15 protein-coding genes and 1 riboswitch are annotated in these 23,676 nt (G+C 73.8%); of the genes, 10 read left to right on the top strand and 5 right to left on the bottom strand.

The features are described 5' to 3' along the window. Positions 1-4: 4 nt before the first annotated feature. Positions 5-1,366, bottom strand: coding sequence for a condensation domain-containing protein (locus C6361_RS07265; protein WP_159079223.1), 1,362 nt, complete (start codon positions 1,364-1,366; stop codon positions 5-7). Positions 1,367-1,809: 443 nt separating this feature from the next. After that, positions 1,810-2,625 carry an SDR family oxidoreductase gene (locus C6361_RS07260; protein WP_107267214.1) on the bottom strand — a complete coding sequence of 272 codons (816 nt, stop codon included), beginning with the start codon at positions 2,623-2,625 and terminating at the stop codon, positions 1,810-1,812. 182 nt (positions 2,626-2,807) lie between these two features. Continuing rightward, positions 2,808-3,042: riboswitch (cobalamin riboswitch) on the top strand. Between the two features lie 124 nt (positions 3,043-3,166). Here C6361_RS07260 and C6361_RS07255 point away from each other — a divergent pair. From C6361_RS07255 to C6361_RS07245, 3 genes are all read left to right on the top strand, one after another. Next, positions 3,167-5,716: a ribonucleoside-diphosphate reductase subunit alpha gene (locus C6361_RS07255; protein WP_107267213.1), complete on the top strand. Its 2,550-nt coding sequence runs from the start codon at positions 3,167-3,169 to the stop codon at positions 5,714-5,716. 23 nt (positions 5,717-5,739) lie between these two features. Next, positions 5,740-6,822, top strand: coding sequence for a ribonucleotide-diphosphate reductase subunit beta (locus C6361_RS07250; RefSeq protein WP_369931412.1), 1,083 nt, complete (start codon positions 5,740-5,742; stop codon positions 6,820-6,822). 122 nt (positions 6,823-6,944) lie between these two features. Continuing rightward, positions 6,945-8,216: a cytochrome P450 gene (locus tag C6361_RS07245; RefSeq protein ID WP_234359381.1), complete on the top strand. Its 1,272-nt coding sequence runs from the start codon at positions 6,945-6,947 to the stop codon at positions 8,214-8,216. A gap of 105 nt (positions 8,217-8,321) precedes the next feature. On the opposite strand, the gene C6361_RS07240 is transcribed toward C6361_RS07245, so the two are convergent. The 3 genes from C6361_RS07240 to C6361_RS07230 are packed head-to-tail and all read right to left on the bottom strand — an operon-like array spanning position 8,322 to position 12,006. Further along, a complete protein-coding gene (locus tag C6361_RS07240) occupies positions 8,322-10,718 on the bottom strand; it encodes an ABC transporter permease (RefSeq protein WP_107267212.1) in 2,397 nt (798 codons plus the stop codon). Further along, a complete protein-coding gene (locus C6361_RS07235; RefSeq protein WP_107267211.1) occupies positions 10,719-11,456 on the bottom strand; it encodes an ABC transporter ATP-binding protein in 738 nt (245 codons plus the stop codon). It abuts the gene before it with no gap. Further along, the gene (locus tag C6361_RS07230) at positions 11,449-12,006 is read right to left on the bottom strand and encodes a PadR family transcriptional regulator (RefSeq protein WP_199853279.1); all 558 of its coding nucleotides are present in this window, start codon (positions 12,004-12,006) and stop codon (positions 11,449-11,451) included. The genes C6361_RS07235 and C6361_RS07230 overlap by 8 nt, the downstream gene beginning before the upstream one ends. A 304-nt stretch (positions 12,007-12,310) precedes the next feature. Here C6361_RS07230 and C6361_RS07225 point away from each other — a divergent pair, with 304 nt between their 5' ends. From C6361_RS07225 to C6361_RS07195, 7 genes are all read left to right on the top strand, one after another. Then, a complete protein-coding gene (locus tag C6361_RS07225; RefSeq protein ID WP_107267210.1) occupies positions 12,311-13,423 on the top strand; it encodes a glycerophosphodiester phosphodiesterase in 1,113 nt (370 codons plus the stop codon). 227 nt (positions 13,424-13,650) lie between these two features. Beyond that, entirely contained in the window at positions 13,651-14,850 is a 1,200-nt protein-coding gene (locus tag C6361_RS07220; RefSeq protein WP_107267209.1) for a low temperature requirement protein A, read from the top strand. Between the two features lie 168 nt (positions 14,851-15,018). Beyond that, positions 15,019-16,416: an acyl-CoA synthetase gene (locus C6361_RS07215; protein WP_107267208.1), complete on the top strand. Its 1,398-nt coding sequence runs from the start codon at positions 15,019-15,021 to the stop codon at positions 16,414-16,416. Positions 16,417-16,649: 233 nt separating this feature from the next. Then, complete coding sequence (locus C6361_RS07210) at positions 16,650-17,954, top strand: radical SAM protein (RefSeq protein WP_107267207.1); 1,305 nt, start codon at positions 16,650-16,652, stop codon at positions 17,952-17,954. A gap of 150 nt (positions 17,955-18,104) precedes the next feature. Continuing rightward, positions 18,105-21,458, top strand: a complete 3,354-nt coding sequence (locus C6361_RS38975) for a BTAD domain-containing putative transcriptional regulator (protein WP_107267206.1) — start codon at positions 18,105-18,107, stop codon at positions 21,456-21,458. Positions 21,459-21,581: 123 nt separating this feature from the next. Next, positions 21,582-23,096, top strand: a complete 1,515-nt coding sequence (locus C6361_RS07200; RefSeq protein WP_107267205.1) for a hypothetical protein — start codon at positions 21,582-21,584, stop codon at positions 23,094-23,096. Positions 23,097-23,108: 12 nt separating this feature from the next. Beyond that, positions 23,109-23,651, top strand: a complete 543-nt coding sequence (locus tag C6361_RS07195; RefSeq protein ID WP_107267204.1) for a DUF3558 family protein — start codon at positions 23,109-23,111, stop codon at positions 23,649-23,651. The last annotated feature ends 25 nt before the right edge of the window (positions 23,652-23,676 follow it).

Below are 23,676 nucleotides of genomic sequence, written 5' to 3'. Positions count from 1 at the left end.
GCGGTCAGTCGGCGGGGAAGGGCTCCTCGTCCGGCGGGCGGAGCGTCGAGACCGGACGCTCCGGGTTGGTGGCGACCAGGCTGAGCAGGAACGCGAGATCGGTGAGCAGGCTCTCGACCGTCTCCGGTGTGAGGTGCCGCAGGTCGTACCTGGCGTGCAGTCCGAGTCGCTCACCCGGTACGACGAGCAGGTTGAGCGGGTGGTGCGACGCCGACCACCGGCCGTCGAAGCGTACGGAGAGGGTCGACGCGTCGGCCGTACCGGTGAAGAGGTCGTTGTCCATCGGGTAGGTCTCGAAGTCGAGTACGGTCTCGAAGAGCGGCACCTCGGCGGGCGGCCCGGCCCACGACCGGAGCATTGCCGGCGGCACGTGGTCGAACGGGCGGGCCAGGGCCTGACGTGCCTGCAACCCCCGCAACCACACCCCGACCGGCTGGTCGGGTCGGATCCGGACCCGGACCGGCACCGTGTTGGCCAGCGGGCCGACCAGCGTCTCGGCCCCCGGCCCGGTCGCCCGGCCGGCGACCGTCGAACCGATGACGATGTCGTCGGTGCCGGTGCGGGCGGCGAGCAGCCGGGCCCAGCAGCCCTGGACGACCGCTTCCAACGCGAGCCGCTGCTGACCGATGGTCTCGTGCAGCAGACAGGTGTCCTCGCTGGTCAGTTCGAGCGGGTATTCGTCGAACGCGTCCGCCGGATCGCCCCGCCAGTCCGGCGGATCGCTCTGCAGCGGTCCCGGCACGGGTCGGTCGGACAACTCCGCGCGCCAGAACTCCTCCGCCTCGGCCAGGTCACGCGCGGCCGACCAGGCGACGTGGTCGCGGAACGGCGTCGGAGCCGGCAACTCGGCCTCCCGCCCCTCGACGGCCGCCCGGTATTCGGTCAGCACCTCGCGGAGCAGGATCGGCAGGCTCCAGCCGTCGACGACCAGGTGGTGGGCCGTCCAGACCAGCAGGTGCTCGGTCTCGGAGACGCGGAGCAGGGCGAACCGGCACAGCGGCGGCACGTCCAGCGCGAAGTCGCGGAGCCGGTCGGCGGCGAGGAGTTCGGCGAGTCCGCGTCGACGCTGGCACGCCCGGATGGTCCGCAGGTCGTCGAGGTGCCATTCGGCCGGCGCCGCCGCCGCGACGACCTGGACGTGGTCCCCGTCGTCGCCCCGGACGAACCCGGTGCGCAGCACCTCGTGGCGGTTGATCACCCGGTCCCAGGCCTGCTGGAACTCGGTAACCCGCAGCCGACCACGGATGACGAGGCGTACCTGCTGGAGGTCGCGGGCCGGGTCCGCCTCGTCCGAGACCGGGCGGAGGAGGTCGCGCTGGACCGGCGAGAGGGGGTAGCTGCCCCGTAGGTCGACCGAACTGGTCATCCCGTCACCTCCTGAGGTCGGGTGGACATGGCCGGAGAGCCGGGGACGACCAGCGGGCCCGGCGCGGTGGACACCCGGGACGCGAGAAGAACTGAGAGGCTCATCTGGGCAGTGACAACTCCCTGTTCGCGCACCTGCCGGTACGAGGGCGACGCCGGACGCAAACATGGAGATCCATGATTCGACGCCGAGTGTCGCCGACGTTACCAGGGGTGGTGCGGCGCTGTCTCCCCGCCACGCATCGGATCGGTGTCGAGCCTTTTTCGCCGGAAATGTCATCGCTCGTCGTTCCGCTGTGCGGAACGCCGCTGCCCGCAGGCCAGCCCGACCGTTCACTATGTGAGACAGTCACTCCACCCGGGACCCCGGGCAGCGACCGACTCCCGCACCGCCAGCAGCGGCGGTGACCGACCCGGTGGTGGTTGGACGCCCGGTCGGGCGCCCTAGCGTGCCTGCTGCGCCGAGCCGGCGAGGTATTCCGCCCAGGTGATCCGTCCCCGGTCCCCGGTCCGGGAAACCAGCGCACCCGCCCGGAAGGCGCGGCCGAGCCGACCCGGCACCGGCAGCCGAAGCAGCCGACGCCGGAGCTGCCGCGCCGCCAGCCAGTCCCGGGCGAGCGTGCCGGCGTCCAGTACCGCCGGCCCGCCGAACTCCTCGGTCGCCCCGCCGGGCGCGGCGGTCACCCGCCGGCGCAGGTGCGCGGCGACGTCGGCGACGTCGACCGGCTGCGCGGTGATTCCCGGATCGAGGGGCAGCACCGGCAGCCGGGCCAGCCGGCCCATCGCCTCGGCCAGGAACTCGTGGAACTGGGTGACCCGGAGCACCGTCCACGGCACCGGGCCGGCCGCGACCGCCGCCTCCGCCTCGATCTTGATCCGGAAGTACGGCCAGGGCACCCGGTCGGCGCCGACGATCGACAGGTACACCAGGTGCCGTACCCCGGCCCGGCCGGCGGCCTCGACCAGCCGACGGGTGCCGGTCACGTCGACCTGACGGGTGTAACCGCCCTGGTAGGGCGCGGACGCCAGGTGGACCACGGTGTCGACGCCGTCGACCGCCGCCGGTAGCCCCTCCCCGGTGGCCAGGTCGAGCCGGACCCGGCGCACCCGGCCGCCCTCCTCCGCCGGCCGGTCCGGGGCGGGTTTCCCGGTCGGCTCCGGAGTCCGGCTGGCGGCCCGCACGGTGTGCCCGGCCCGGGCCAGTTCCGGGGTGAGTACCCGGCCGAGCCGCCCGGTCGCCCCGGTGATCAGGATGTCCATCGTCCCCTCCGTGTGTCGTCGGACCGGGCCGAGGCCGGACCGACGGGTCGGCGGCCGGGGCACCGTGGCATCGCAAGGACGGGGCAGGGCCGGCCGTTGTGACCCGGGAGCGGACGCGGCCGTGAGGTTGCCGACACGCCGACACGACATCTTGGGGTATGACTTTCGGGCCAACCCTATATATGGTGTTGATCGCAGCTGGTTCGAGCGCCGCCCGGCGGTCGAGGCAAGAGGGAACCCGGTGGGAGTCCGGGACTGCCCCGCAGCGGTGAGTGGAAACGATCGCCGTCATCACGCACTGGGTCGTCCGGCCCCTACAGCCGGATCCGCCTGGGAAGCGACGGCCAGTAGGCGAACCCGGGTACGCCCGTGGCCCGTCCACGAGTCCGAAGACCTGCCAGCGCGCCGCGTACGAGCCCGTACGCGGCGGTCCGAGGCCGCGCGGGACGGCCGACGCCACCGACGCACGTCGACGCGTGCCCGTCGGCGTCCCCGCGCGACTTCCTGACGGACCGGAGGAGTCGAGTGCGAGGAGAGAGCTGTGACGGTCACCGGGGCCACGCCGAACGGGTCGGCGGCGGGAGACGGCGAACGGTCGACGACGCGGGGAACCGCCCACCGGCCTGACTGGCGCGCCGGCCCGCCGCCGCTCGTCGAGCATGGAGGCGTTCGCGGTGGCCAGCCCGGTCAGGTCGGTCCGAGCGGCGGCGGCGCGACCGGACCTGCCGACGTCGACACGATCGCCCGCGCGGTGCGCCGCCAGGCCGACGACCTCCCCGACGTCGACCCGGTGCGGCTGGCGACCCGGGTGGTCAACGGCCTGCCCGAGGGGGCCAACGCGGCCGAGTTGCACCGGCTCTGCGTGCAGACCGCCGCCGAGCTGATCGGGGAGGAGCCGCAGTACTCCCGGCTGGCCGCCCGACTGCTCGCCGGATACCTCGAACAGGAGGTTCGGGGACAGGGCGTCGAATCGTTCAGCGAGTCGATCCGGCTCGGCCACCGGCACGGCCTGATCGGCGACGAGACGGCCGAGTTCGTCCGGACGTACGCCCGCGAGCTGGACGACGCCGTCGACCCGGCCGCCGACCGGCGCTTCGAGTACTTCGGGCTGCGTACGGTCTACGACCGGTACCTGCTGCGGCACCCGGTCGACCGGCTGGTGCTGGAGACCCCGCAGTACTGGCTGCTCCGGGTCGCATGTGGACTCTCCCGTACCCCGGACGAGGCGGTCGGCTTCTACCGGCTGATGGCGTCGCTCGCCTATCTGCCCAGCTCGCCGACGCTGTTCAACTCGGGCACCCGGCACACCCAGATGTCCTCCTGCTATCTGGTCGACTCGCCCCGCGACGAACTCGACTCGATCTACGACCGGTACGCCCAGGTGGCGCGGCTGTCCAAGTTCGCCGGTGGGATCGGCATCGCCTGGTCCCGGGTCCGCTCCCGGGGCGCGTTGATCCGGGGCACCAACGGCGCCTCCAACGGGATCGTCCCGTTCCTGCGTACCCTCGACTCGTCGGTGGCGGCGGTCAACCAGGGCGGCCGGCGCAAGGGCGCGGCCTGCGTCTATCTCGAACCGTGGCACCCGGACGTCGAGGAGTTCCTGCAACTGCGGGACAACACCGGCGAGGAGGCCCGGCGGACCCACAACCTGAACCTGGCCAACTGGATCCCGGACGAGTTCATGCGGCGGGTCGAGGCGGACGAGGTCTGGTCGCTCTTCGACCCGGACGAGGTGCCGGAGCTGCCCGACCTGTGGGGGGCGGAGTTCGACGCGGCGTACCGGGCCGCCGAGGAGCAGGGCCGCTACGTCCGCCAGGTCCGGGCCCGGGACCTCTACGGCCGGATGATGCGGACGCTGGCCCAGACCGGCAACGGCTGGATGACCTTCAAGGACACCTCGAACCGGCTCTGCAACCAGACCGCCGAGCCGGGCAACGTGGTGCACCTCTCCAACCTCTGCACGGAGATCATCGAGGTCTCCGGCGACACCGAGACCGCCGTCTGCAACCTCGGCTCGGTCAACCTGGCCGCGCACCTGGTCGCCGGCCCGGCCGACCCGGGCGCGTCCGCCGCCGAGGACCGGATCGACTGGGTACGGCTGCGCGAGACCGTCCGGACCGCCGTGACCTTCCTGGACCGGGTGATCGACATCAACTATTACCCGAGCCGGGAGGCGGCGGCGAGCAATCCCCGCTGGCGACCCGTCGGACTCGGGGTGATGGGGTTGCAGGACGTCTTCTTCGCGCTGCGGCTGCCGTTCGACTCGCCGGCCGCGAAGGAACTCTCCACCCGGCTCGCCGAGGAGATCTACCTGACCGCGCTGGAGACCTCGGCCGGGCTGGCCGAGCGGTTCGGCGCCCATCCGGGGTACCCGCAGACCCGGGCGGCGGCCGGGCAGCTCCACCCCGACCTCTGGGGCGTGACCGGCCGCCAGACCGGGCGCTGGGCGGCGCTGCGGGAGCGGATCTCGACGTACGGGCTGCGCAACTCGCTGCTGGTCGCGATCGCCCCGACCGCCACCATCGCCTCCATCGCCGGCTGCTACGAGTGCATCGAGCCGCAGGTCTCGAACCTGTTCAAACGGGAGACGCTGAGCGGGGAGTTCCTCCAGGTCAACACGGCCCTGGTGGCGGAGCTGAAGGCGCGCGGGCTCTGGACCGAGCGGATCCGGGCCGCGATCAAGCGGGCGGACGGTTCGGTGCAGGGCATCGAGGAGTTGCCGGCGCGGCTGCGCGAGGTGTTTCGTACCGCCTGGGAGCTGCCGCAGCGGGCGCTGATCGACCTGGCCGCCGCCCGGGCGCCCTACGTCGACCAGTCCCAGTCGCTGAACCTCTTCATGGCCGCGCCGGACATCGGCCGGCTCAGCTCGATGTACCTGTACGCCTGGAAGTCCGGACTGAAGACGACCTACTACCTCCGGTCCCGCCCCGCCACCCGGATCCAGCAGGCGACGGTGGCGGTGCCGCCGGGTGCCCGACCCGCGCTGCGCGCCGCGACGCTGCCCGCCGCGACGCTGGCGGTCCCGGGCTCCCCGGACGCGGCGCTGGCCTGCTCGCTGGAGAACCCCGAGTCCTGCGACGCCTGCCAGTGACCCGAGTCCTGCGACGCCTGCCGGTGACCACCGCCGCCGCACCTTCCACCGCGCCCGCCGTCAACGGCCGGCGCGCCGCCGACCGATCCACCAGCGACCGTGAGGGACCCATGCTGCTCGACCCCGGAATGGACCTGACCCTGCGCCCGATGCGCTACCCGCACTTCTTCGACCGGTTCCGGGACGCGATCCGGAACACCTGGACGGTCGAGGAGGTCGACCTGCACGCCGACCTGGCCGACCTGGACCGGCTCTCCCCGGCCGAACGGCACCTCGTCGGCCGGCTGGTGGCGTTCTTCGCCACCGGCGACACGATCGTGGCCAACAACCTGGTGCTCAACCTCTACCAGCACGTCAACTCGCCGGAGGGCCGGCTCTACCTCTCCCGCCAACTCTACGAGGAGGCGGTGCACGTGCAGTTCTACCTCAACCTGCTCGACACGTACGTGCCGGACGACGAGGAGCGGTTCGCCGCCTTCGCCGCGATCGAGAACATCCCGTCGATCCGCCGCAAGGCCGAGTTCTGCTTCCGGTGGATCGACTCCGTCTTCGAACTGCGTGAGCTGAGGACCCGGGCCGACCGGCGAACGTTCCTGCTCAACCTGATCTGCTTCGCCGCCTGCATCGAGGGGCTCTTCTTCTACGGCGCGTTCGCGTACGTCTACTTTCTCCGGTCCCGTGGGCTGCTGCACGGGCTCGCCTCCGGCACCAACTGGGTGTTCCGGGACGAGTCGATGCACATGGCGTTCGCCTTCGACGTCGTCGACACCGTACGCCGGGAGGAGCCCGACCTCTTCGACGACGAGCTGCGCGGCCAGGTCCGGGAGATGCTCGCCGAGGCGGTCGAGTGCGAGGTGCAGTTCGCCGAGGACCTGCTCGAACACGGGGTCTCCGGACTCTCCCTCCCGGACATGCGGGAGTACCTCCGGTACGTCGCGGACCGCCGGCTGGCCCAGCTCGACATCGCCCCGCTCTACGGGTCGACGAACCCGTTCCCCTTCATGGAGTTGCAGGACGTGCAGGAGCTGTCCAACTTCTTCGAGCGGCGGGTCTCGGCGTACCAGCTCGGGGTGACCGGCACCGTCCGGTTCGACGACGACTTCTGACCCACCGGTACGCGCGCGGCGTGCCACTGCGGCGCCGCGCGCGTACCGCCGTGCCGGGCGCGTGCCACCGTGCCGGGCGCGTGCCGCCGTGCCGGGCGACCGGCCACCGGTAGCCTGTCCGGGTGACCGGGACACCATCGACGCGAGACCGAGCGCCCCTGCACGCCGCCTCCCTGTTCGACGCGCGGTTCATCGCCGACCCGTACCCCGGGTTCGCGGCCCTGCGCACGGCCGCCCCGGTGCACCGGCTCACCCTCCCCGACGGCGCGAACGTCTGGCTGGTGACCCGCTACGCCGACGTCCGGGCCGGGCTCGCCGACTCTCGACTGTCGCTGGACAAGGTGAACTCCACCGACGGGTGGAAGGGATTCTCGCTGCCTCCGGCCCTCGACGCCAACCTGCTGAACATGGATCCACCGGACCACACCCGGATCCGCCGGCTGGTCCGGTACGCCTTCGGACCGCAGCGGATCGCCCGGCTGCGACCGAGGATCGAGGCGGCGGCCGAGGAACTGCTGGACCGGATCGCCCCGGCCGGGCGGGCGGACCTGGTCGCCGAGTACGCCGGTCCGCTGCCGGTCACCGTCATCGGCGACCTGCTGGGCGTGCCGGAGGCGGACCGGGCCGCGCTGCGCGGCTGGACCGACGCGATGCTCGCCCCGCCAGCGGACGATCCCCGGGCAGCCGGTCGGGCGATACTGTCCATTCAGGACTTCCTGGTCCGGCTCATCGCCGACAAGCGCCGGAACCCGGGCGACGACCTGCTCACCGCCTTGATCGCGGCCCGGGACACCGGCGACGAGGATGCCGCGCCCGGTGTCGACGACGCCGCCCGTGGTGAGGACGGTTCCGACCGGTTGAGCGAGGACGAGCTGACCTCGCTCGCCTTTCTGGTGCTCTTCGCCGGCTACGAGAACTCGGTGCACGTGATCGGTACCGGCCTGCTCGCCCTGCTGCGCAACCCGGAGCAGTTGGCGCTGGCCCGTAACGCTGCCGAGCCGTCGCCGGCCGCCGTCGAGGAACTGCTCCGCTACGAACCACCGGGTACGGTCGCGCTGCGCCGATTCGCCGTCACCGACCTCACCATCGGCGGGACCACCATTCCGGCCGGGGCCACCGTGCTGCTCTGCCTCGCCGCCGCGAACCGGGACCCCGAACGGTTCGCCGACCCGGACGCACTCGACCTGGAGCGGCCCGACAACGCGCACCTGACGCTCGGACACGGCATCCACTACTGCGTCGGTGCGCCGCTGGCCCGGCTGGAGGCGCAGATCGCGATCGGGGCGGTGCTGCGTCGGTTTCCGAAGCTCGCCCTGGCGGTCGACCCGGCCGAGCTGGCCTGGCGGCCGTCGTTCCGGACCCGAGGGCTGAGCAGCCTGCCGGTCACCTTCTGAGCGGCGCGGTCACTGGTAGCGGATCAGATGGGCGGCGGCGGTCACTCGTAACGGACCAGGTGGGCGGCGGCGGTCACTCGTAACGGACCAGGTGGGCGGCGGCGGTCACTCGTAGCGGACCAGGTGGGCGGCCCCGGTTCCGGCCAGCCGGCCAGTGGCCAGGACGCCCGCGAGCGCGCCGGCCAGGGTGGTCGCCGGCACGATCGCCGCGAGCAGCCCGGCGGAGGGGAGTTCGGCGAGGCCGGGGCCGGCACCGATGCCGACCATCACCCGGTCGGTGAGCAGCCGGAACACCAGCAGGCCGACCGGGAGGCCGACGAGCGCGGCGGCGAGGCCGAGCGCGGCACCGCCGATCGCGGACTGGGCGAGGGTCTGCCGGACGGTGAACCCGACCGCGCGGAGCACGCCGAGGGTCCGGGCCCGCTCCCGGGCGCCGGTCAGCAGCGCGGCGGCCAGGTTGGCGAGGCTGACCAGCAGGACGAGGAGGGCCAGCAACCGCATCGCCACGGTGAAGGTACCGAGGTCACCGGGATCGGCGGACCGGGCGTGCACCGTGACGCCGGGACCGAGCCGGTCCCGCAACGCGGCGGCCAGCGCCTCCGGGGTACCGGTCGGGGCGGCCGAGACCAGGTACGCGTCCGGTGCCACCCCGGGCAGCATCTCGGCCCGGTACATCAGCAGTTCTCCGGTGTCCTCGGTCTCGCTGTACCAGCCGACGACGGTCAACCGCAGCGTCGTCTCGCCGGCCCTGATCTCGATCGTGTCGCCGAGTTGGAGGCCGAACCGGCGCAGCAGGCCGTACCCGACGATCGCCTCGCCGGGCGCCCGCAACGGCCGACCCTCCCGGACCAGGAAGCGGGCGTCGGCGGGATCCCCACCGATCGCACGGGACAGGAACGTCTGGTCGCGGAAAGTGCTGCGCCGGTCGACCTGGCTGTACCAGCCGGCCGCGCCGGGCGTACCGGCCAGCGCGGCGGCCAGGGTGGCCGGATCGGTGCCGCCCGCCACCACGACGGCGTCGTACGGGTCACCGCTGCGGGCCGGCTCGGCGAGCATCCGGTCCACGGTGGCGGTGAAGCCGACCCCGACGACCACCGCCGCCACGGCGACCGCCAGGGCGGCGGCGGTCAACGCCGAGCGCCCGGGACGGCTGAGTACGGCGCCGAGGCCGTACCGGTAGGCGGGGCCGAGCCGGAGCCGGTCGAGCAGCCGGGTGGTCCGGGCCGGGGCCGAGCCGCGCGGTGGGGCGTCACGCAGTACGCCGGAGACGGGTTGCCGGACCGCCCGCCAGGCCGGCAGTACGGTGGCGGCGGCGAGCACCGTGCCGACCAGCAGGGCGGAGCCGGGCAACGACAGTGGGGTGATCCGCGGTCCCGGCCGGCCGAGTGCGCCGCCGAGACCGACCTGGAGGTACGGGGCGAGCAGGGTGCCGGCCACCCAGCCGGCGAGTACGCCCACCGCGCCGAGCAGCAGCGCCTCGGTGACCAGTCCGGTGATCAGCTGTCGGGTGGTGTAGCCGACCGTCTGGAGCAGCGCCAGCTCCCGCCGCCGGGCCAGCAGCCGGGCGGTGGCGGTGCCGGCCACCACGAAGGCGGCGGCGAGCAGGACGAAGATGCCGAAGCCGGCCAGCGAGGCACCGAAGATCCGGTCTCGGACGAGGATGTCGTCCCTGGTGTCCGGCCAGGGTTGCACTCCCTGGACCCCGGCCCGGACACCGAGCCTGGCGGCCACCGCGTCGGCCCGGTCGGCGTCGACCAGCCGGGCGACCAGCAGCGCGCTCGCCGCGCCCGCCCCCGGCGGACCGCCCCCGGACGCCCCGACCGGCTCACCCACGGCCGGTGATGTCGGGCTGCCGGCCGGCGGTGTCGGGCTGGCGGAAGGGGGTGTGGGGTTGCCGGCCGGCGGTGTGGGAGCGCGCGTGGCCAGGGTGGCGAGGGTGGCCGGATCGACGAAGAGCCGGATCGGGTCGCAGTCCGGATAGAAGCAGTCGGTCAGGTCGATCGCCGTGCCGACCACGGTCAGCGTCGCCGGCCGACCGCCGACGGTCAGCCGGATCTGGTCACCGACCCCGACACCGGCCTCGGTCGCGGCCGCCTGGTCGAAGACCACCTCCCCGGCTACGCCGCTCGCCGGCCATCCGCCGGTACGCAGCAGCGGCCGGCCCGGCGGGGAGGTGCCGGCGACGAGGGCGGTGATCCGGGCGTCGACGGAGTCCCGGCCGAGCGCGACCGCCGCGTCGAGGTACGGGCTCACCGGGGAGGTGGCCGCGAACGCGGGGTCCCGGCGTACCGCCTCCAGCGCTTCCGGGGTGCCGTAGACGACCAGGTCCGGCCGGCCGGCGTCGCGGTAGATCCGGTCCACCTCCGCACCGCCCTGTCCCTGCACCGACAGCCCGGCGACCACGCCGGTGGTGGCCAGCGCGGCGACGAGTACGGTGGCGATCGCGGTGGCCCGGTTGCCGCCACGCAGCCCCGAGCGGGCGAGCCGGAGGATGGCGGACACTCAGCCCTCCAGGTTGATCAGGTTGCCGAAGGTCGGCCGCCCGGCCGGGCCGGTCAGGTCCCGCTCGTCGACGATCTGCCCGTCGAGCATCGTCACCACCCGGTCGGCGGCCGAGGCGACCCGGTGGTCGTGGGTGACCAGCACGATGCTCTGCCCCTCCTCGTGACGGCGGCGCAGCAGGTCGAGCACGGTTTCGGCGGCGGCCGAGTCCAGTGCTCCGGTCGGCTCGTCGGCGAGCAGCACGTCGGGGCGGTGCACCACGGCCCGGGCCAGGGCCACCCGCTGCTGCTGCCCGCCGGAGAGTTCGGCCGGCGCGGCGTCGGCCGCCTCGGCCACGCCCAACTCGTCGAGGACCTCCAGCGCCCGCCGCCGGGCGTCGCGCCGCCCGACGCCCTGGAGCACCAGCGGCAGTTCCACGTTGCCGGCGACCGTCATCGTCGGCACCAGGTTGAGGAACTGGAAGACGAAGCCGACGTGCCGGCGTCGCAGCAGGGCCCGCTCGCTCTCCGAGCCGGTGTCGAGCCGCCGGCCGGCCAGCCACACCTCGCCCCGGTCGGGACGGTCGAGCCCGCCGAGCAGGTGCAGCAGGGTCGACTTGCCGCAGCCGCTCGGCCCGGTCACCGCCACCCAGTCGCCGGCCGCCACCTCGATCGAGACGTCCCGCAGGGCGGCGAGGTCGCGTACGCCGCCGTGGTAGGTGCGTACCAGGCCGCGGGCGTGCAGCAGCGGGTCACTCATCGCCGTCCCCCTCCCAGGAGGTCTTGAGTTCGATCTGCGCCAGTTGCTGCTGACACGCCTCCAGCCAGCGCAGCTCGGCCTGAAGGTGCAGCGCGGACGCCTGCACCAGCAGGCCGCTGACGCTCCCGGCGGCGGTGCGGGCCGCCTGCTGGTCGAGGGCCCGGAGCGCCTCCAGGCAGCGTTGCCGGTGGTCGGTGATGACCGTCCGGGGATCCACGTCGGGCAGCAGTGGCGCGGCCAGCCGGGCGGCGACCAGCCGGAGCAGCACGTCCGGCTTGACCAGTGGGGGATCGGAACGGGCGGAGAGCCACTCGTGCAGTACCGCCGTGCCGGGCTCGGTGAGCCGGTAGACCTTGCGGTCCCGTCGGTCGCCACCGGACTCGGCGGTGTGTGCGACCAGCCCGTCCCGCTCCAGCCGGCCGAGGGTCACGTAGATCTGACCGATGTTGACCTCGCCGCCCGCGTCGGCGAAGAGCTCGTCGTAGCGCCGACGCAGCTCGTAGCCGTGGGCCGGGCCGGCGGCGAGCAGCCCGAGCAGAAGGTGTTTCATCCACCGACCTCCGATGCCTAGCGGCTAGAGCTTAACGGTTAGGCATCGGTGGTCAAGGGTGCGCTCGACCCGTACCCGGCCCGCCGGAGTGGACGGTCGGCGATAATTCCGTCGACCCGGGCGTAGCCGGGGAGAGGGGGCCCGATGACGGGGCTGGGTGCCGGGTGTCGACACCCCGGAGGTTCACCGTCCGGACAGCCGTCGCCCGACTGCTGGTCGCCCGGACGGGGTTGGATTCCAGGTCGATCCACGAGCGGAGCCGCGCCCGGCGGCACGGCCCCGCCTCGACCGACGGGAGACGACCTTGGCACGTACCCTTTCCTCGCTCGGCCTGGCCGGCGCGCTGCTGGCGACCGTCGTGGCGCTGCCAACCAGCCAGGCCGCCGCGCACGACGACCGGTCGCGGCCGGTGGCCGGTGACCGGCCGCTGGTGATCGCACACCGCGGCGCCAGCGGCTACCGTCCCGAGCACACCCTGGAGGCCTACCGGCTGGCGATCCGGATGGGCGCCGACTTCATCGAGCCCGACCTCGTCTCCACCCGGGACGGGGTGCTGGTGGCCCGGCACGAGAACGAGATCTCCGGCACCACCGACGTCGCCGCCCGCCCCGAGTTCGCCGCCCGCAAGACCACCAAGACCATCGACGGTACGGCGGTCACCGGCTGGTTCACCGAGGACTTCACCCTGGCCGAGCTGAAGACGCTGCGGGCCAAGGAGCGGCTGCCGCAGGTGCGGGTGACCAACACCGCGTTCGACGGCCGGTTGCCGGTGCCGACCCTCCAGGAGGTCATCGACCTGGCCCGGAGCGAGAGCCGCCGGCTGGGCCGGAGCATCGGGATCTACCCGGAGACCAAGCACCCCAGCTACTTCCGGTCGATCGGGCTGCCGCTGGAGGAGCCGCTGGTGCGGGTACTCGGAAAGAACGGCATGACCGGCAAGAAGGATCCGGTGATCATCCAGTCCTTCGAGACCGCCAACCTGCGCATGCTGAACAAGCTGACCGACGTACGGCTGGTCCAGTTGCTGGACGCGGCGGGCCGGCCGTACGACTTCACCGTGGCCGGTGACCCGCGCACCTATCTCGACCTGGTCGAGCCGGCGAACCTGCGCTGGATCGACGGTTACGCCGACGGGGTGGGGGTGCACAAGAACCTGCTGGTGCCCCGGGACGCGGCCGGCCGGCTGCTCGCCCCGACCGGCGTGGTCCGGGACGCGCACCGGGCCGGCCTGGTGGTGCACGCCTGGACGTTCCGGGCCGAGAACCAGTTCCTGCCGGCCGACTTCCGGATCGGGGCGGATCCGAACGCCCGCGGCGACATCGTCGCCGAGTACGAACTCTTCTACGGCCTCGGCCTGGACGGTGTCTTCAGCGACCACCCGGACACCGCCGTGGCGGCCCGCGCCGCCCTGGCCTGACCGCTGCGCTGACCCGGCCCGACGTCCCCGTCGGCTGACCCGGCCCGGTCGCGTGGCCGCCGGGGTCGTCCGTGCCGCAGGGGTCGTCCGTGCCGCAGGTGGGCGACCGCACCTTACCGGGCGGTCGCCCACCGGTCCGCCAGTGCCCGGATTATGCCCATCCGGGGGGCGGCGGCCGTGGTATGACTGCCGAGTGACGGGGCAGATCGGGACAAGGCGGACCGCCCGTGGCGGCCGATGACCGGGTCGGCCACCTCGGCGACTCCAGGAGCCAGGGCCGCGCCACCTTCCTGGAACTCTTCCTCGACCTGGTGTACGTCTTCGCGCTCACCCGGCTCTCCCAGCGGCTGACCGACGACTTCACCGTCAGCCGCCGGACCCTGCTCTCCGAACTCGGCCAGACCCTCCTGGTCCTGCTCGCCCTCTGGCAGGTCTGGCTGCTCACCGCCTGGGCGACCAGCCGGTTCGACCCGCGCCGGATCGAGGTCCAGCTCGTGGTCATCGGGTCCATGTTCGGCGCCATGATCATGGCGGTGTCGCTGCCGCAGGCCTTCGGCGAGCGCGGCCTGGTCTTCGCCAGTACCTTCGTCGCGATCCAGATCGGCCGCCCGCTCTTCCTGGTGCTGACCCTGCGCGGGCATCCCCGGCAACCGGCGTCGATCCGGATCCTGTTCTGGTCGACGATCTCCTCGGTGGGCTGGATCGCCGGTGCGCTCAGCGGCGGCACCGGGCGCGGAATCTTCTGGACCGTGGCGGTGGTCCTGGAGTTTCTCGGCGCCGCCCTGCGCTGGCCGACACCGGGGCTCGGCCGCACCGACGTCAACGGCTGGAGCATCGCCCCGGCGCACCTGGCCGAGCGGTACCAGCAGGTGCTGCTGATCGCGCTCGGCGAGGCGATCCTGGTCAGCGGGTTCGTACTCAGTGCCGTCGGCTTCGCGGTCGAGCGGACCGCGACCTTCGTGGCGACCTTCGTCACCACCGTGCTCTTCTGGCGCATCTACTTCTACCAGCCGGAGAGGCCGTTGGCCGAGGCGTTCGACCAGAGCCGCGACCAGGTCAGGTTCAGCCGGGCAGCCGGATACACCCACCTGGTGATGGTCTGCGGGATCGTCAGCAGCGCGGTCGGCTACGGCCTGCTGATCAACGACCCGTACGCCGAACCGGACCCGGCCTGGGTGGCGGTCATCTTCGGTGGCCCGGTGCTCTTCCTGCTCGGCCGGGTGTGGTGCGAGTACGAGGTGCAGCGCCGGGTCGCGGTCACCCGGTGGTACGGGCTGCTCGCCTTCGTCCTGCTCACCCCCGTCGCCGCCGTGCTGCCGATGCTGGCCGTGCCGTTCCTCGCCACCGCGGTCCTGGCCGGGGTCGTGGTCGCCGACGTGCTGCGCGACCGGCGGCAGTTCGCGATCGAGCCGAACCCTCCGGTCTGAGCCGCCGGGAAAGTAGGTTCCGTCGCCGGGAAAGTAGGTTCCGCCGCCGGGAAAGTACGTTCCGCCGCCGGGAAGGCAGGTTCTGTCGCCGGGAAGGCAGGTTCCGCACCTCGGCGCGACCGGGAGCGGCTGGCAGGATCGTCGGCAACCGACGGGCGGGAGGGACAGATGCTGTTGCCGGCGCTGAGTGGGGTGCTGCCGGACCGTCCGGACGCGGTCCGGGTCGACGGCGAGACGACCTCGTGGGAGGAGTTGCGCGGCGCCGCCGCCGGGGTCGCCGGCCGGCTGGTCGGGGCACCGGCCGTCGCCGTGTACGCCACCGCCTCGCTCTCCGGCGTGGTCGGGGTGCTCGGCGGGCTGATCGCCGGCGTACCGGTGGTGCCGGTGCCGGCCGACGCCGGACCGGTGGAACTGGCGCACATCCTCACCGACTCCGGGGCCGCGCTGCTGCTGGCGGACACCCCGCCGCCGTACCCGGTGCCGGTGCCGGTCGAGCCGGTCCGCGCGGCGGGACCCGCACTCCCCGGCGGCCTCCCCGAACCACCGGGTACGGCCACCGCCCTGATCCTCTACACCAGCGGCACCACCGGGGCACCCAAGGGCGTCCTGCTGACCCGGGACGCGATCGCGCACGACCTGGACGCCCTGGCGCGGGCGTGGGCGTGGACCCCGGACGACATCCTGGTGCACGGGCTGCCGCTGTACCACGTACACGGGCTGGTTCTCGGGGTGCTGGGGGCGCTGCGAGTCGGCTGCCGGCTGGTGCACACCGGCCGACCCCACCCCGACCGGTACGCGGCGGCCGGCGGGACGCTGCTCTTCGGGGTACCGACGGTCTGGTCGCGGATCGCGGACGATCCCGGGTCGGCGCGGGCGCTGTCCGGCGCGCGGCTGCTGGTCTCCGGGAGCGCGCCGCTGCCGGAGCCGGTCTTCGCCCGGCTGGCCGGGTTGACCGGGCACCGGCCGATCGAGCGGTACGGCATGACCGAGACGTTGATCACGGTCAGCACCCGGGTCGACGGCGACCGCCGGCCCGGACACGTCGGGCTGCCACTGCCCGGGGTGCAGACCCGGCTGGTCGACGACGCCGGTGCCGTGCTGCCGGCCGACGGGGAGAGCATCGGGGAGCTTCAGGTGCGCGGCCCGACCCTCTTCACCGGCTACCTCGGGCTGCCGGAGGTGACCGCTGCCTCGTACGCCCCGGGCGGCTGGTTCCGCAGCGGTGACGTGGCGACGGTGGGGCCGGACGGTCAGCACCGGATCGTCGGCCGGGCCAGCATCGACCTGATCAAGAGCGGGGGGTACCGGATCGGGGCCGGCGAGGTGGAGAACATGCTGCTCGCCCACCCCGGCGTCCGGGAGGCGGCGGTGGTCGGCGCCCCGCACCCGGACCTCGGCCAGGAGGTGGTGGCATACGTCGTCGGCGACGGCGTGACCGCCCAGGCGTTGATCGACTTCGTCGCCACCGGGCTGTCCCGGCACAAGCGGCCCCGCCGGGTGCACCTGGTGGACGCGCTGCCGCGCAACGCGATGGGGAAGGTGCAGAAGCGGCAACTGCTGGGCTGACCCGGACGGGTGGCGGGGTCCGCCGATCCGCCCGGATCCGGTCTCCCCGGGCCCGCGCCCGCCGGCCGCCGCGTCGATCTTGATCCACTCGCCGGGCCCGGTCGGGGCGCGGGTAGCGTGGTCGGGGGCACACCGCCGAGGAGGCGGTCACCGGCCAGCCGGTGCGGGGTGCCATGGTGACGACAGGCTCGTCGGGAGATCCGACGGCGTCGTAGCGGACCGGAGGAGCGCGCGTGCAGACCCGCACTGATCTCGTCGAGGACCTGATGGGGCGCTTCCCGCACATCCCACGCGAGGCGGTCCTCAAGGAGGACCTGCTCCGCGGCGGCATGGCGTTCGACGACTCGGCGCTGACCGACAACGAGAACGGCGAGGTCAAGCCGAAGTCGTACTTCATCTTCTCCTTCGACCACCGGACCCTGCCCGAGCTGGGCTCGGCGGCGCTGCGCCGGCCACCGGAGGAGATCGTCCTGACCGGCGGCCCGTACGAGCTGCGCCGCACGGTGGTCTCGGTGCGGGTCAACCCCGACTCGCCGTACCGGGTCAAGGACGGCGGCGACGGGGTGCTCCGGCTCTACCTGGACGACCGGCCTATCGCCGACGTCGGGCTGCCGCCGATGCCGGAGTACTACCGGCACACCCTCGCGGGCGGCAAGTCGGTGATGGAGGTCGCCCCCACCATCCAGTGGGGCTACCTGATCTACCTGACCGTCTTCCGGGTCTGCCAGTACTTCGGCGCCAAGGAGGAGTGCCAGTACTGCGACATCAACCACAACTGGCGCCAGCACAAGGCGGCCGGGCGGCCGTACACCGGGGTGAAGCCGGTGGACGAGGTGCTGGAGGCGATGGAGATCATCGACCGGCACGACACCCTCGGCGCCTCGAAGGCGTACACCCTGACCGGGGGAAGCGTCACCTCGAAGGTCGACGGGCTCGGCGAGGCCGACTTCTACGGTCGGTACGCCAAGGCGATCGAGGAGCGGTTCCCGGGCCGGTGGATCGGCAAGGTCGTCGCCCAGGCCCTGCCGAAGGCGGACGTGCAGCGGTTCCACGACTACGGGATCCGGATCTACCACCCGAACTACGAGGTCTGGGACAAGCGGCTCTTCGAGCTCTACTGCCCCGGCAAGGAGCGGTACGTCGGTCGCGAGGAGTGGCACCGCCGGATCCTCGACTCCGCCGAGATCTTCGGGCCGCGCAACGTCATCCCGAACTTCGTGGCCGGGATCGAGATGGCCGAGCCGTTCGGCTTCACCACCGTCGACGAGGCGATCGAGTCGACCACCGAGGGGTTGCAGTTCTTCATGTCCCGGGGGATCACCCCCCGGTTCACCACCTGGTGCCCCGAGCCGACCACCCCGCTCGGCCGGACCAACCCGCAGGGCGCGCCGCTGGAATACCACATCCGGCTGCTGGAGGCGTACCGGGCGACGATGGAGGCGAACGGCCTGAGCAGCCCGCCCGGCTACGGCCCGCCCGGGGCCGGCAACGCGGTCTTCTCGGTCAGCTCCTTCATGGACACCCTGCCGCCGAACTGACGCACCGGCCGGGGTCGAGCCGCGCCTCGGCCGCCGCTCGGCGCAGGCACGCACACCACCGGTGCCGTCGGCCATGCCGGCAGGACCAGGTGGGCGACGCGGTCCGCGGGTGCAGGAGCCGGTATGGCGGGCGGCGGATAACCTCGTGCCGTGATCACCGGTGGGGGACGGGCACCGGTTGGCGACGAGGGGCCCGGTCGGGTCGGAGCGCCCAGACCGAGACTGGTCCGGCGGCTCGACCGGCTGGCCGCCCGCCGGTTCGTCGCCGTCGTCGCCGGCCCGGAGACCGGCAAGACGACCCTGCTGCGGGAGTGGGCGACCCGGCGACCGGCGGCCTGGCACACCGTGCTGCCGGCCGACCGCGACCCGCGACAGCTCTTCGACGCCGTCGGCGCGGCGCTTCGGGCGGTGGGTGTCGAGGTACCGGCGGCAGCGCGGGACCCGGCGCGGGCGTCGGACGGGCCGGCCGGGCTCGCCGGGCTGCTCGTCGAGGCGCTGACCAGCGCCGGCAGCGGTACGGGGGATGGTCCCGGTACGGGGGATGGTCCCGTCCGGCTGGTCCTCGACGACGTACACCTGCTGGGTGCCGGGCCGGCCGCCACCCTGCTGGCGGCGCTGGCCGCCGGACTCCCTCCCGGCACGGTGCTGGTACTCGCCGGACGTGAGCCGGTGCCCTTCCCGGTCGACTCGCTGCGATCCGCCGGCCGGCTGGGTGAGATCGGCCCGGCCGACCTCGCGCTCACCCCGGCCGAGGTACGGCGACTGCTGGCCCCGGCGGGCGCGGCGGCGCAGCATTCCGCGATCCGGCGGGCCGCGCTGGACTGTGCCGCCTGGCCGGGAGTGGTCGCCGCGATCGCCGGCCTCGCCGCCGAAACGGAACCTTCCGCCACCTCCTCCTCCGCCACCGCCGTGCCCTCCGCCGCCGCCCCCGCCGCTCCCGCCGCCCCCGCCGCCTCCGCCCCCGCCGCCTCCGCCACCTCCGCCGCCGGCCGCGGTCGGACGATCACTGCGACCCCGATGCCCTGGCCCAGCGGCACCAGCGCGCCGGTGCCGCCCGGCCTGGCCGGCCTGACCGACCCGGCCGACGTGTCGTCGACCCTCGACGAGGCCGACCTCGCCGCGCTGTGGGTGCTCTCGGCGCTGCGCCGGGCCGGTCCGGCGCCACAGCATCGGCACGTGGCGGCGTACGAGCGGGCGCTGCGCGGGCTGGCCGATCGGCCCCGGCTCGGCGGCGGTGACCTCGCCCCGCTCCGGGCGACCCGGTTGGTCCTCGACGGACCGGCCGGGATCCCCGAGGTCGACCTGGTGCTCGCCGAGTCGGCGGTACGGGACGGGCAGCCCGACGAGGCGTTGCGCTACCTGGCGGCGGTACCGGCCGGCATGCCGCTGCCGGCGGCACTGGCCTGGCAACTCGGTGCGCTGCTGCACCGGCGTGGCGAGTTCGACGACGCGGAGGCGCTGCTCGAACGCGCCGCACCGGGCGCCGCGACGGCGGGCGGGCTGGCGGACCATGCGCAGGTCGTGGCGGGGCGGGCGGCGGTGCGCTGGGCCCGCGGCGACCGGACCCGGACCCGGGAACTCGCCGACGAGGCGGTCCGGCTGGCCGAGCGGAGCCGGGACGACGCGGCGATCGCGGCGGCGTACGTCGCCCGGGCGCTGGCCGCGTTCAGCGCCGGGGACCGGGCCGGCAACGAACACGCGTACGCCCGGGCGCTCGCCGCCGCCGTCCGCGCCGGTGACCTGGCCCAGCAGTTGCGGATCCACTGCAACGTCGGCTCCCGGCTGGTGGAGGAGGGCCGGTACCGGGCGGCGACCGAGGAACTCGGCGCGGCGATCCGGCTCGGCGAGCGGACCGGGCAGCGGCTGCTGCTGGCGCTGGCCCTGCACAACCGGGCCGAGGCGTGGCTCGGGCTCGGCGAACTCGGCCGGGCCCGGGCCGACTCCGACGCGGCGCTCAGCCTGTGGCAGCGCGACGGCTCGCCGCTGGCCGCGTTCGGGCTGCTGCTGGCCGCCCGGGTGCACCGGGTCTGCGGCTCGACCAGCCAGGCGGTGGCCGGCTACCAGGCGGCGCTGGCGATGGCCGAACCCGACGGCAACGCCCAGGTGCTGACGGAGGCGTGCGCCGGGCTGGCCCGTACCCGGTACGCCGACGATCCGGCCCTGGCGGCCGAGTACGCCCGCCGCGCCCTGGCGATGCCGAGCGCCAACGGTCCGACCGTGGCCGAACTCGCCGCCGGCTGGGTGGCGCTCTGCTCCGGGGACGTCGACTCGGCCCACCGGCACGCCGAGCGGGCTCGGGCGGAGGCGGGGCCCCGGCGCGACCCGGCCGGGCTCGCCGAGGCGATCGAACTCGCCGCGCTCGCCACCGCACTGGGCGACAGGACGGATCCGGCTGCTGCGGCAGGTCGGCGATCCCGGCCAGCCCGACCGCCGGATCCGACCGGTGGCGTCAGCGGCTCCGGCACCGGCCGGCTCCCGAACCGTCCGGCGGTGGCGCTGGCCGAGGCGGCGCAGATCTGGGCCGACGGCGGCAACGAGGTCGCGCTGGCCACGAACGCGCTGCTGCGGGCGCGGCTCGGTGCGGACCGGCCGGCCGAGGAGGTCGCCGGCCAGCGGCTGCACCGGCTGGGCGTACGCGAGGGTGCCTGGCACGTCGCCGGTCCGCTGGCGGCGATCGGGCCGACGCCGGTGCCCGAGGTCGAGGTGCAGACCCTGGGACACTTCGTGGTACGGCTGGCCGGGGTCCCGGTACCGGCGGCGGCCTGGCAGTCCCGCAAGGCGCGTGAACTGGTGAAGGTGCTGGCCGGTCAGCTCGGCCGGCCGTTGGGCCGGGAGACCCTGGCCGCCCTGCTCTGGCCGGAGACGCCGTCGGAGGTGGCGCTGCGCCGGCTGTCGGTGCTCGTCTCGACCGTCCGCGCCGTGCTGGACCCGGACCGGCGGCACCCGGCCGACAGATACCTGAACACCGACCCGGCCACGGTGCGGATCGACCCGGACCGGGTCTCGGTGGACGCGGTGCGGTTCCACGACGCGGCCCGCTCGGCGCTCGCGGCGGAGGGCGCGAGCCCGGCGCGGGGGCGTACCGGAGCCGACGGCGTGCCGCCGGTGCCGGAGGAGGCCGGCGGCGTGGAGTTACTGGGCCGGCTGGAGGCGGTCGTCGGGATGTACACCGGGGACTTCTGCGACGACGGCGAGGTGACCGGCGACTGGGTGAGCCGGCCGCGTACCGCGCTGGCCGAGTTGCACCGCGAGCTGGTTCGCCGGTTGGCCCGCCGGTGCCTGCGCAACGGCCGGCCGGAGGCGGCGGTCGGCTGGTACCTGCGGCTGACCGCCGAGGACGGCTACGACGAATCGGCGCACCTGGGACTGGTCGCCGCGCTCTCGGCGACCGGTCGGCACGGCGAGGCGGCGCGCCGCTACCAGGACTACCTGGACCGGATGCGGGAGATCGAGGTGGAACCGGCGGCCTTTCCCGGAGCCACCACGGGGAGGCCGGCCCCCTGAACGATTCCTGAACCGCCTCCGAACATCGCCGCCCATCATGGAGCCCGGACGGCGGGGCGCCGGGCGGCGCGGGTCGCCGGTGGCGGCCTGCCCGACTCGGCGGGTCGAGGGCGGAGGCGGCGGATGTGCGGTTGGCGGCGGTGGTGTGGCTCGCTGCTGGTGGTGCCCGTCCTGCTGGTCGGCATGGCGGGGTGCGGGCTCGATCCGGGTGACGACGGTGGCGCCCCGGCCGGCGGGACCGCCGCGAGCGAGGCGGGCCGCACCTACGGGTACGGTCCGAGCCGCGACCGGTCGATCAGGTACCAGCCGGACGTGGTGCTCGTCGAGGGTGGGCCGGAGGCGATCCGGTCGGCCAGCGCGGACGGTACGACCTGGGTACTCGACGCGGGCGCGCCGGGCGCCGACGACCTCGAACCGGGCCGGATCATGTACGCCACCAGCCGGGCGGTCGGCCGGGTGGTGCAGGCGCGGCGCAGCGGGGACGAACTCGCCGTCACCCTGGCCCCGGTGACCCTGACCGAGGTGTTCCGGAACGCGCACTTCCGGACCGAGCGGCGGTTCGACGAGGCCGACCTGGCGTACCAGGAGGTGCCGAACCTGCCCGGGGCGGTGAGCGTGCCGGCCGGGACGCGGTCGCCGGAGACCGCCGACACCCCGATCGGGCTCGACGGCGGCGGCGGAGCCCCGGGGCTGACCGTGCCGGCTCTGGCGGCGGCGCCGCGGGACGACGACGGCAGCACGGTCGTCGCGATGCGGCCGATCCGGCTCGCCCCGGCCGGCGGTGGCCGGCTGCCGCCGGCCCGGGAGCGGAACTTCGCGGTCAGCGTCGGGGACTGGGAGGCGCAGCCGTACCGGACGCCGGGCAAGCTCGGCCTGAAGATCGGGTACGCGGCCAACGAGAACCTCAAGGTCTACATCGACTTCGCGATGAACGTCGCCGACCTGCGGATCCGGGCCGACGTGCCGATCTCGAATGGGCGGATCGGCAGCAGCACCTTCGCGGTCGACGGCATCCGGAGCATCTCGGTCGACGTCTCGGCCGGGGCCGCGAACGGCGCGGACGACAACCGGAAGGTCCGGGTCGAGGTGCCGGTCGAGATCAATATTCCGATCGCGGGTGAGCCGCTGGTCTACAGCAACACCTGGAAGTTCATCGTCACCACCGGGCTGAGTGGCCGGAACACCACGGTCACGGCGGCCGGCGAGTGGGCGGTCAACGGCACCCTCGGCGTGATCGGCGGTACGTTGCAGAAGCCGACCCTCTCCGTGGTGCGCAGCATCATGGACTCGATCACCGGCATCTCGATCGGACCCAGCGGGCTCGCCTTCGCGGTGGAGACGAAGATCCAGTTCGGCATCGGCATCCCGGCCGCCTTCGCCGGCCCGTACGCCAAGCTCGTGGTCGACCTCGGCGTCACCAACGGCTCGGCGCTGGGCGCCCCACTGGCCCGCTGCGTGTCGGCGAGCCTGAACGCCAAGGTCGGCGGCGGATTCGGGATCACCGCATCCTCGGTGGCGGTCGAGGCGCTACAGAAGCTGCTGCCGACGAAGCTGAAGTTCGAACTGGAGAGCGAGAAGCTCTGGCCGATCCACCGGGCGGCCCAGACCCTGCCGAACGTCCCGCTCTGTGTGGGCTGAGAGGAACCGCTGATGATCGTCCGTAGCCGCCCGGTGCTGGTGACCCTGACCGTGCTCGCGCTCGCCCTCTGCACCGGGTGCGGCCGCTTCGGCGGCGGTGACCCGCCGGTCGCCGCCCCGCAGGACGTCCAACCGGCCGCGACCGGTACCGACCCGGCGGCCGAGCCGACCCCGGCGGAACCGGCGGCCGCCCCGGTGGACGCCTGCGCCCTGGTCACCAGGGCGGAGGCCGAGAAGCTGGCCGGTACGCCGCTGGAGGACGCCGTACCGGTCCGCGAGACGTGCAGCTACACCGGACCGGTCACCGGCCCGACGGCCCAGGTGGAGATCTACGTCGGGGACGGCGCGAAGAAGTTCCTCGACATCGAACGCGAACTGGGGCACGAGATCTGGCCGCTGCCCGGGGTGGGCGACGAGGCGTACGCCGAGGACGGCGCCGTCTTCGTCGCCAAGGGTGGCCGGTGGGTGGCGGTCAAGCTGGTACTGCTGAACGACCCGAAGGAGAGCCGCGAACCGCTGGAGGAGGTGGCCCGTACCGTCGCCGGCCGGATCTGAGCGCGGCCGGCGCCCTCTCCCCGAG

The sequence above is a fragment of the Plantactinospora sp. BC1 genome, assembly GCF_003030345.1.
In the GTDB taxonomy this organism is placed as follows: domain Bacteria; phylum Actinomycetota; class Actinomycetes; order Mycobacteriales; family Micromonosporaceae; genus Plantactinospora.
Note: the sequence above shows the minus strand (reverse complement) of the source record. Positions and strands in the feature narration are given on the sequence as shown.

Coding starts and splice junctions, on each gene's coding strand:
- C6361_RS07235 (WP_107267211.1), bottom strand. CDS start 11,456: ATGAGTGACCCGCTGCTGCACGCCCGCGGCCTGGTACGCACCTACCAC.
- C6361_RS07265 (WP_159079223.1), bottom strand. CDS start 1,366: ATGACCAGTTCGGTCGACCTACGGGGCAGCTACCCCCTCTCGCCGGTC.
- C6361_RS07230 (WP_199853279.1), bottom strand. CDS start 12,006: ATGAAACACCTTCTGCTCGGGCTGCTCGCCGCCGGCCCGGCCCACGGC.
- C6361_RS07200 (WP_107267205.1), top strand. CDS start 21,582: ATGTGCGGTTGGCGGCGGTGGTGTGGCTCGCTGCTGGTGGTGCCCGTC.
- C6361_RS07195 (WP_107267204.1), top strand. CDS start 23,109: ATGATCGTCCGTAGCCGCCCGGTGCTGGTGACCCTGACCGTGCTCGCG.
- C6361_RS07215 (WP_107267208.1), top strand. CDS start 15,019: ATGCTGTTGCCGGCGCTGAGTGGGGTGCTGCCGGACCGTCCGGACGCG.
- C6361_RS07260 (WP_107267214.1), bottom strand. CDS start 2,625: ATGGACATCCTGATCACCGGGGCGACCGGGCGGCTCGGCCGGGTACTC.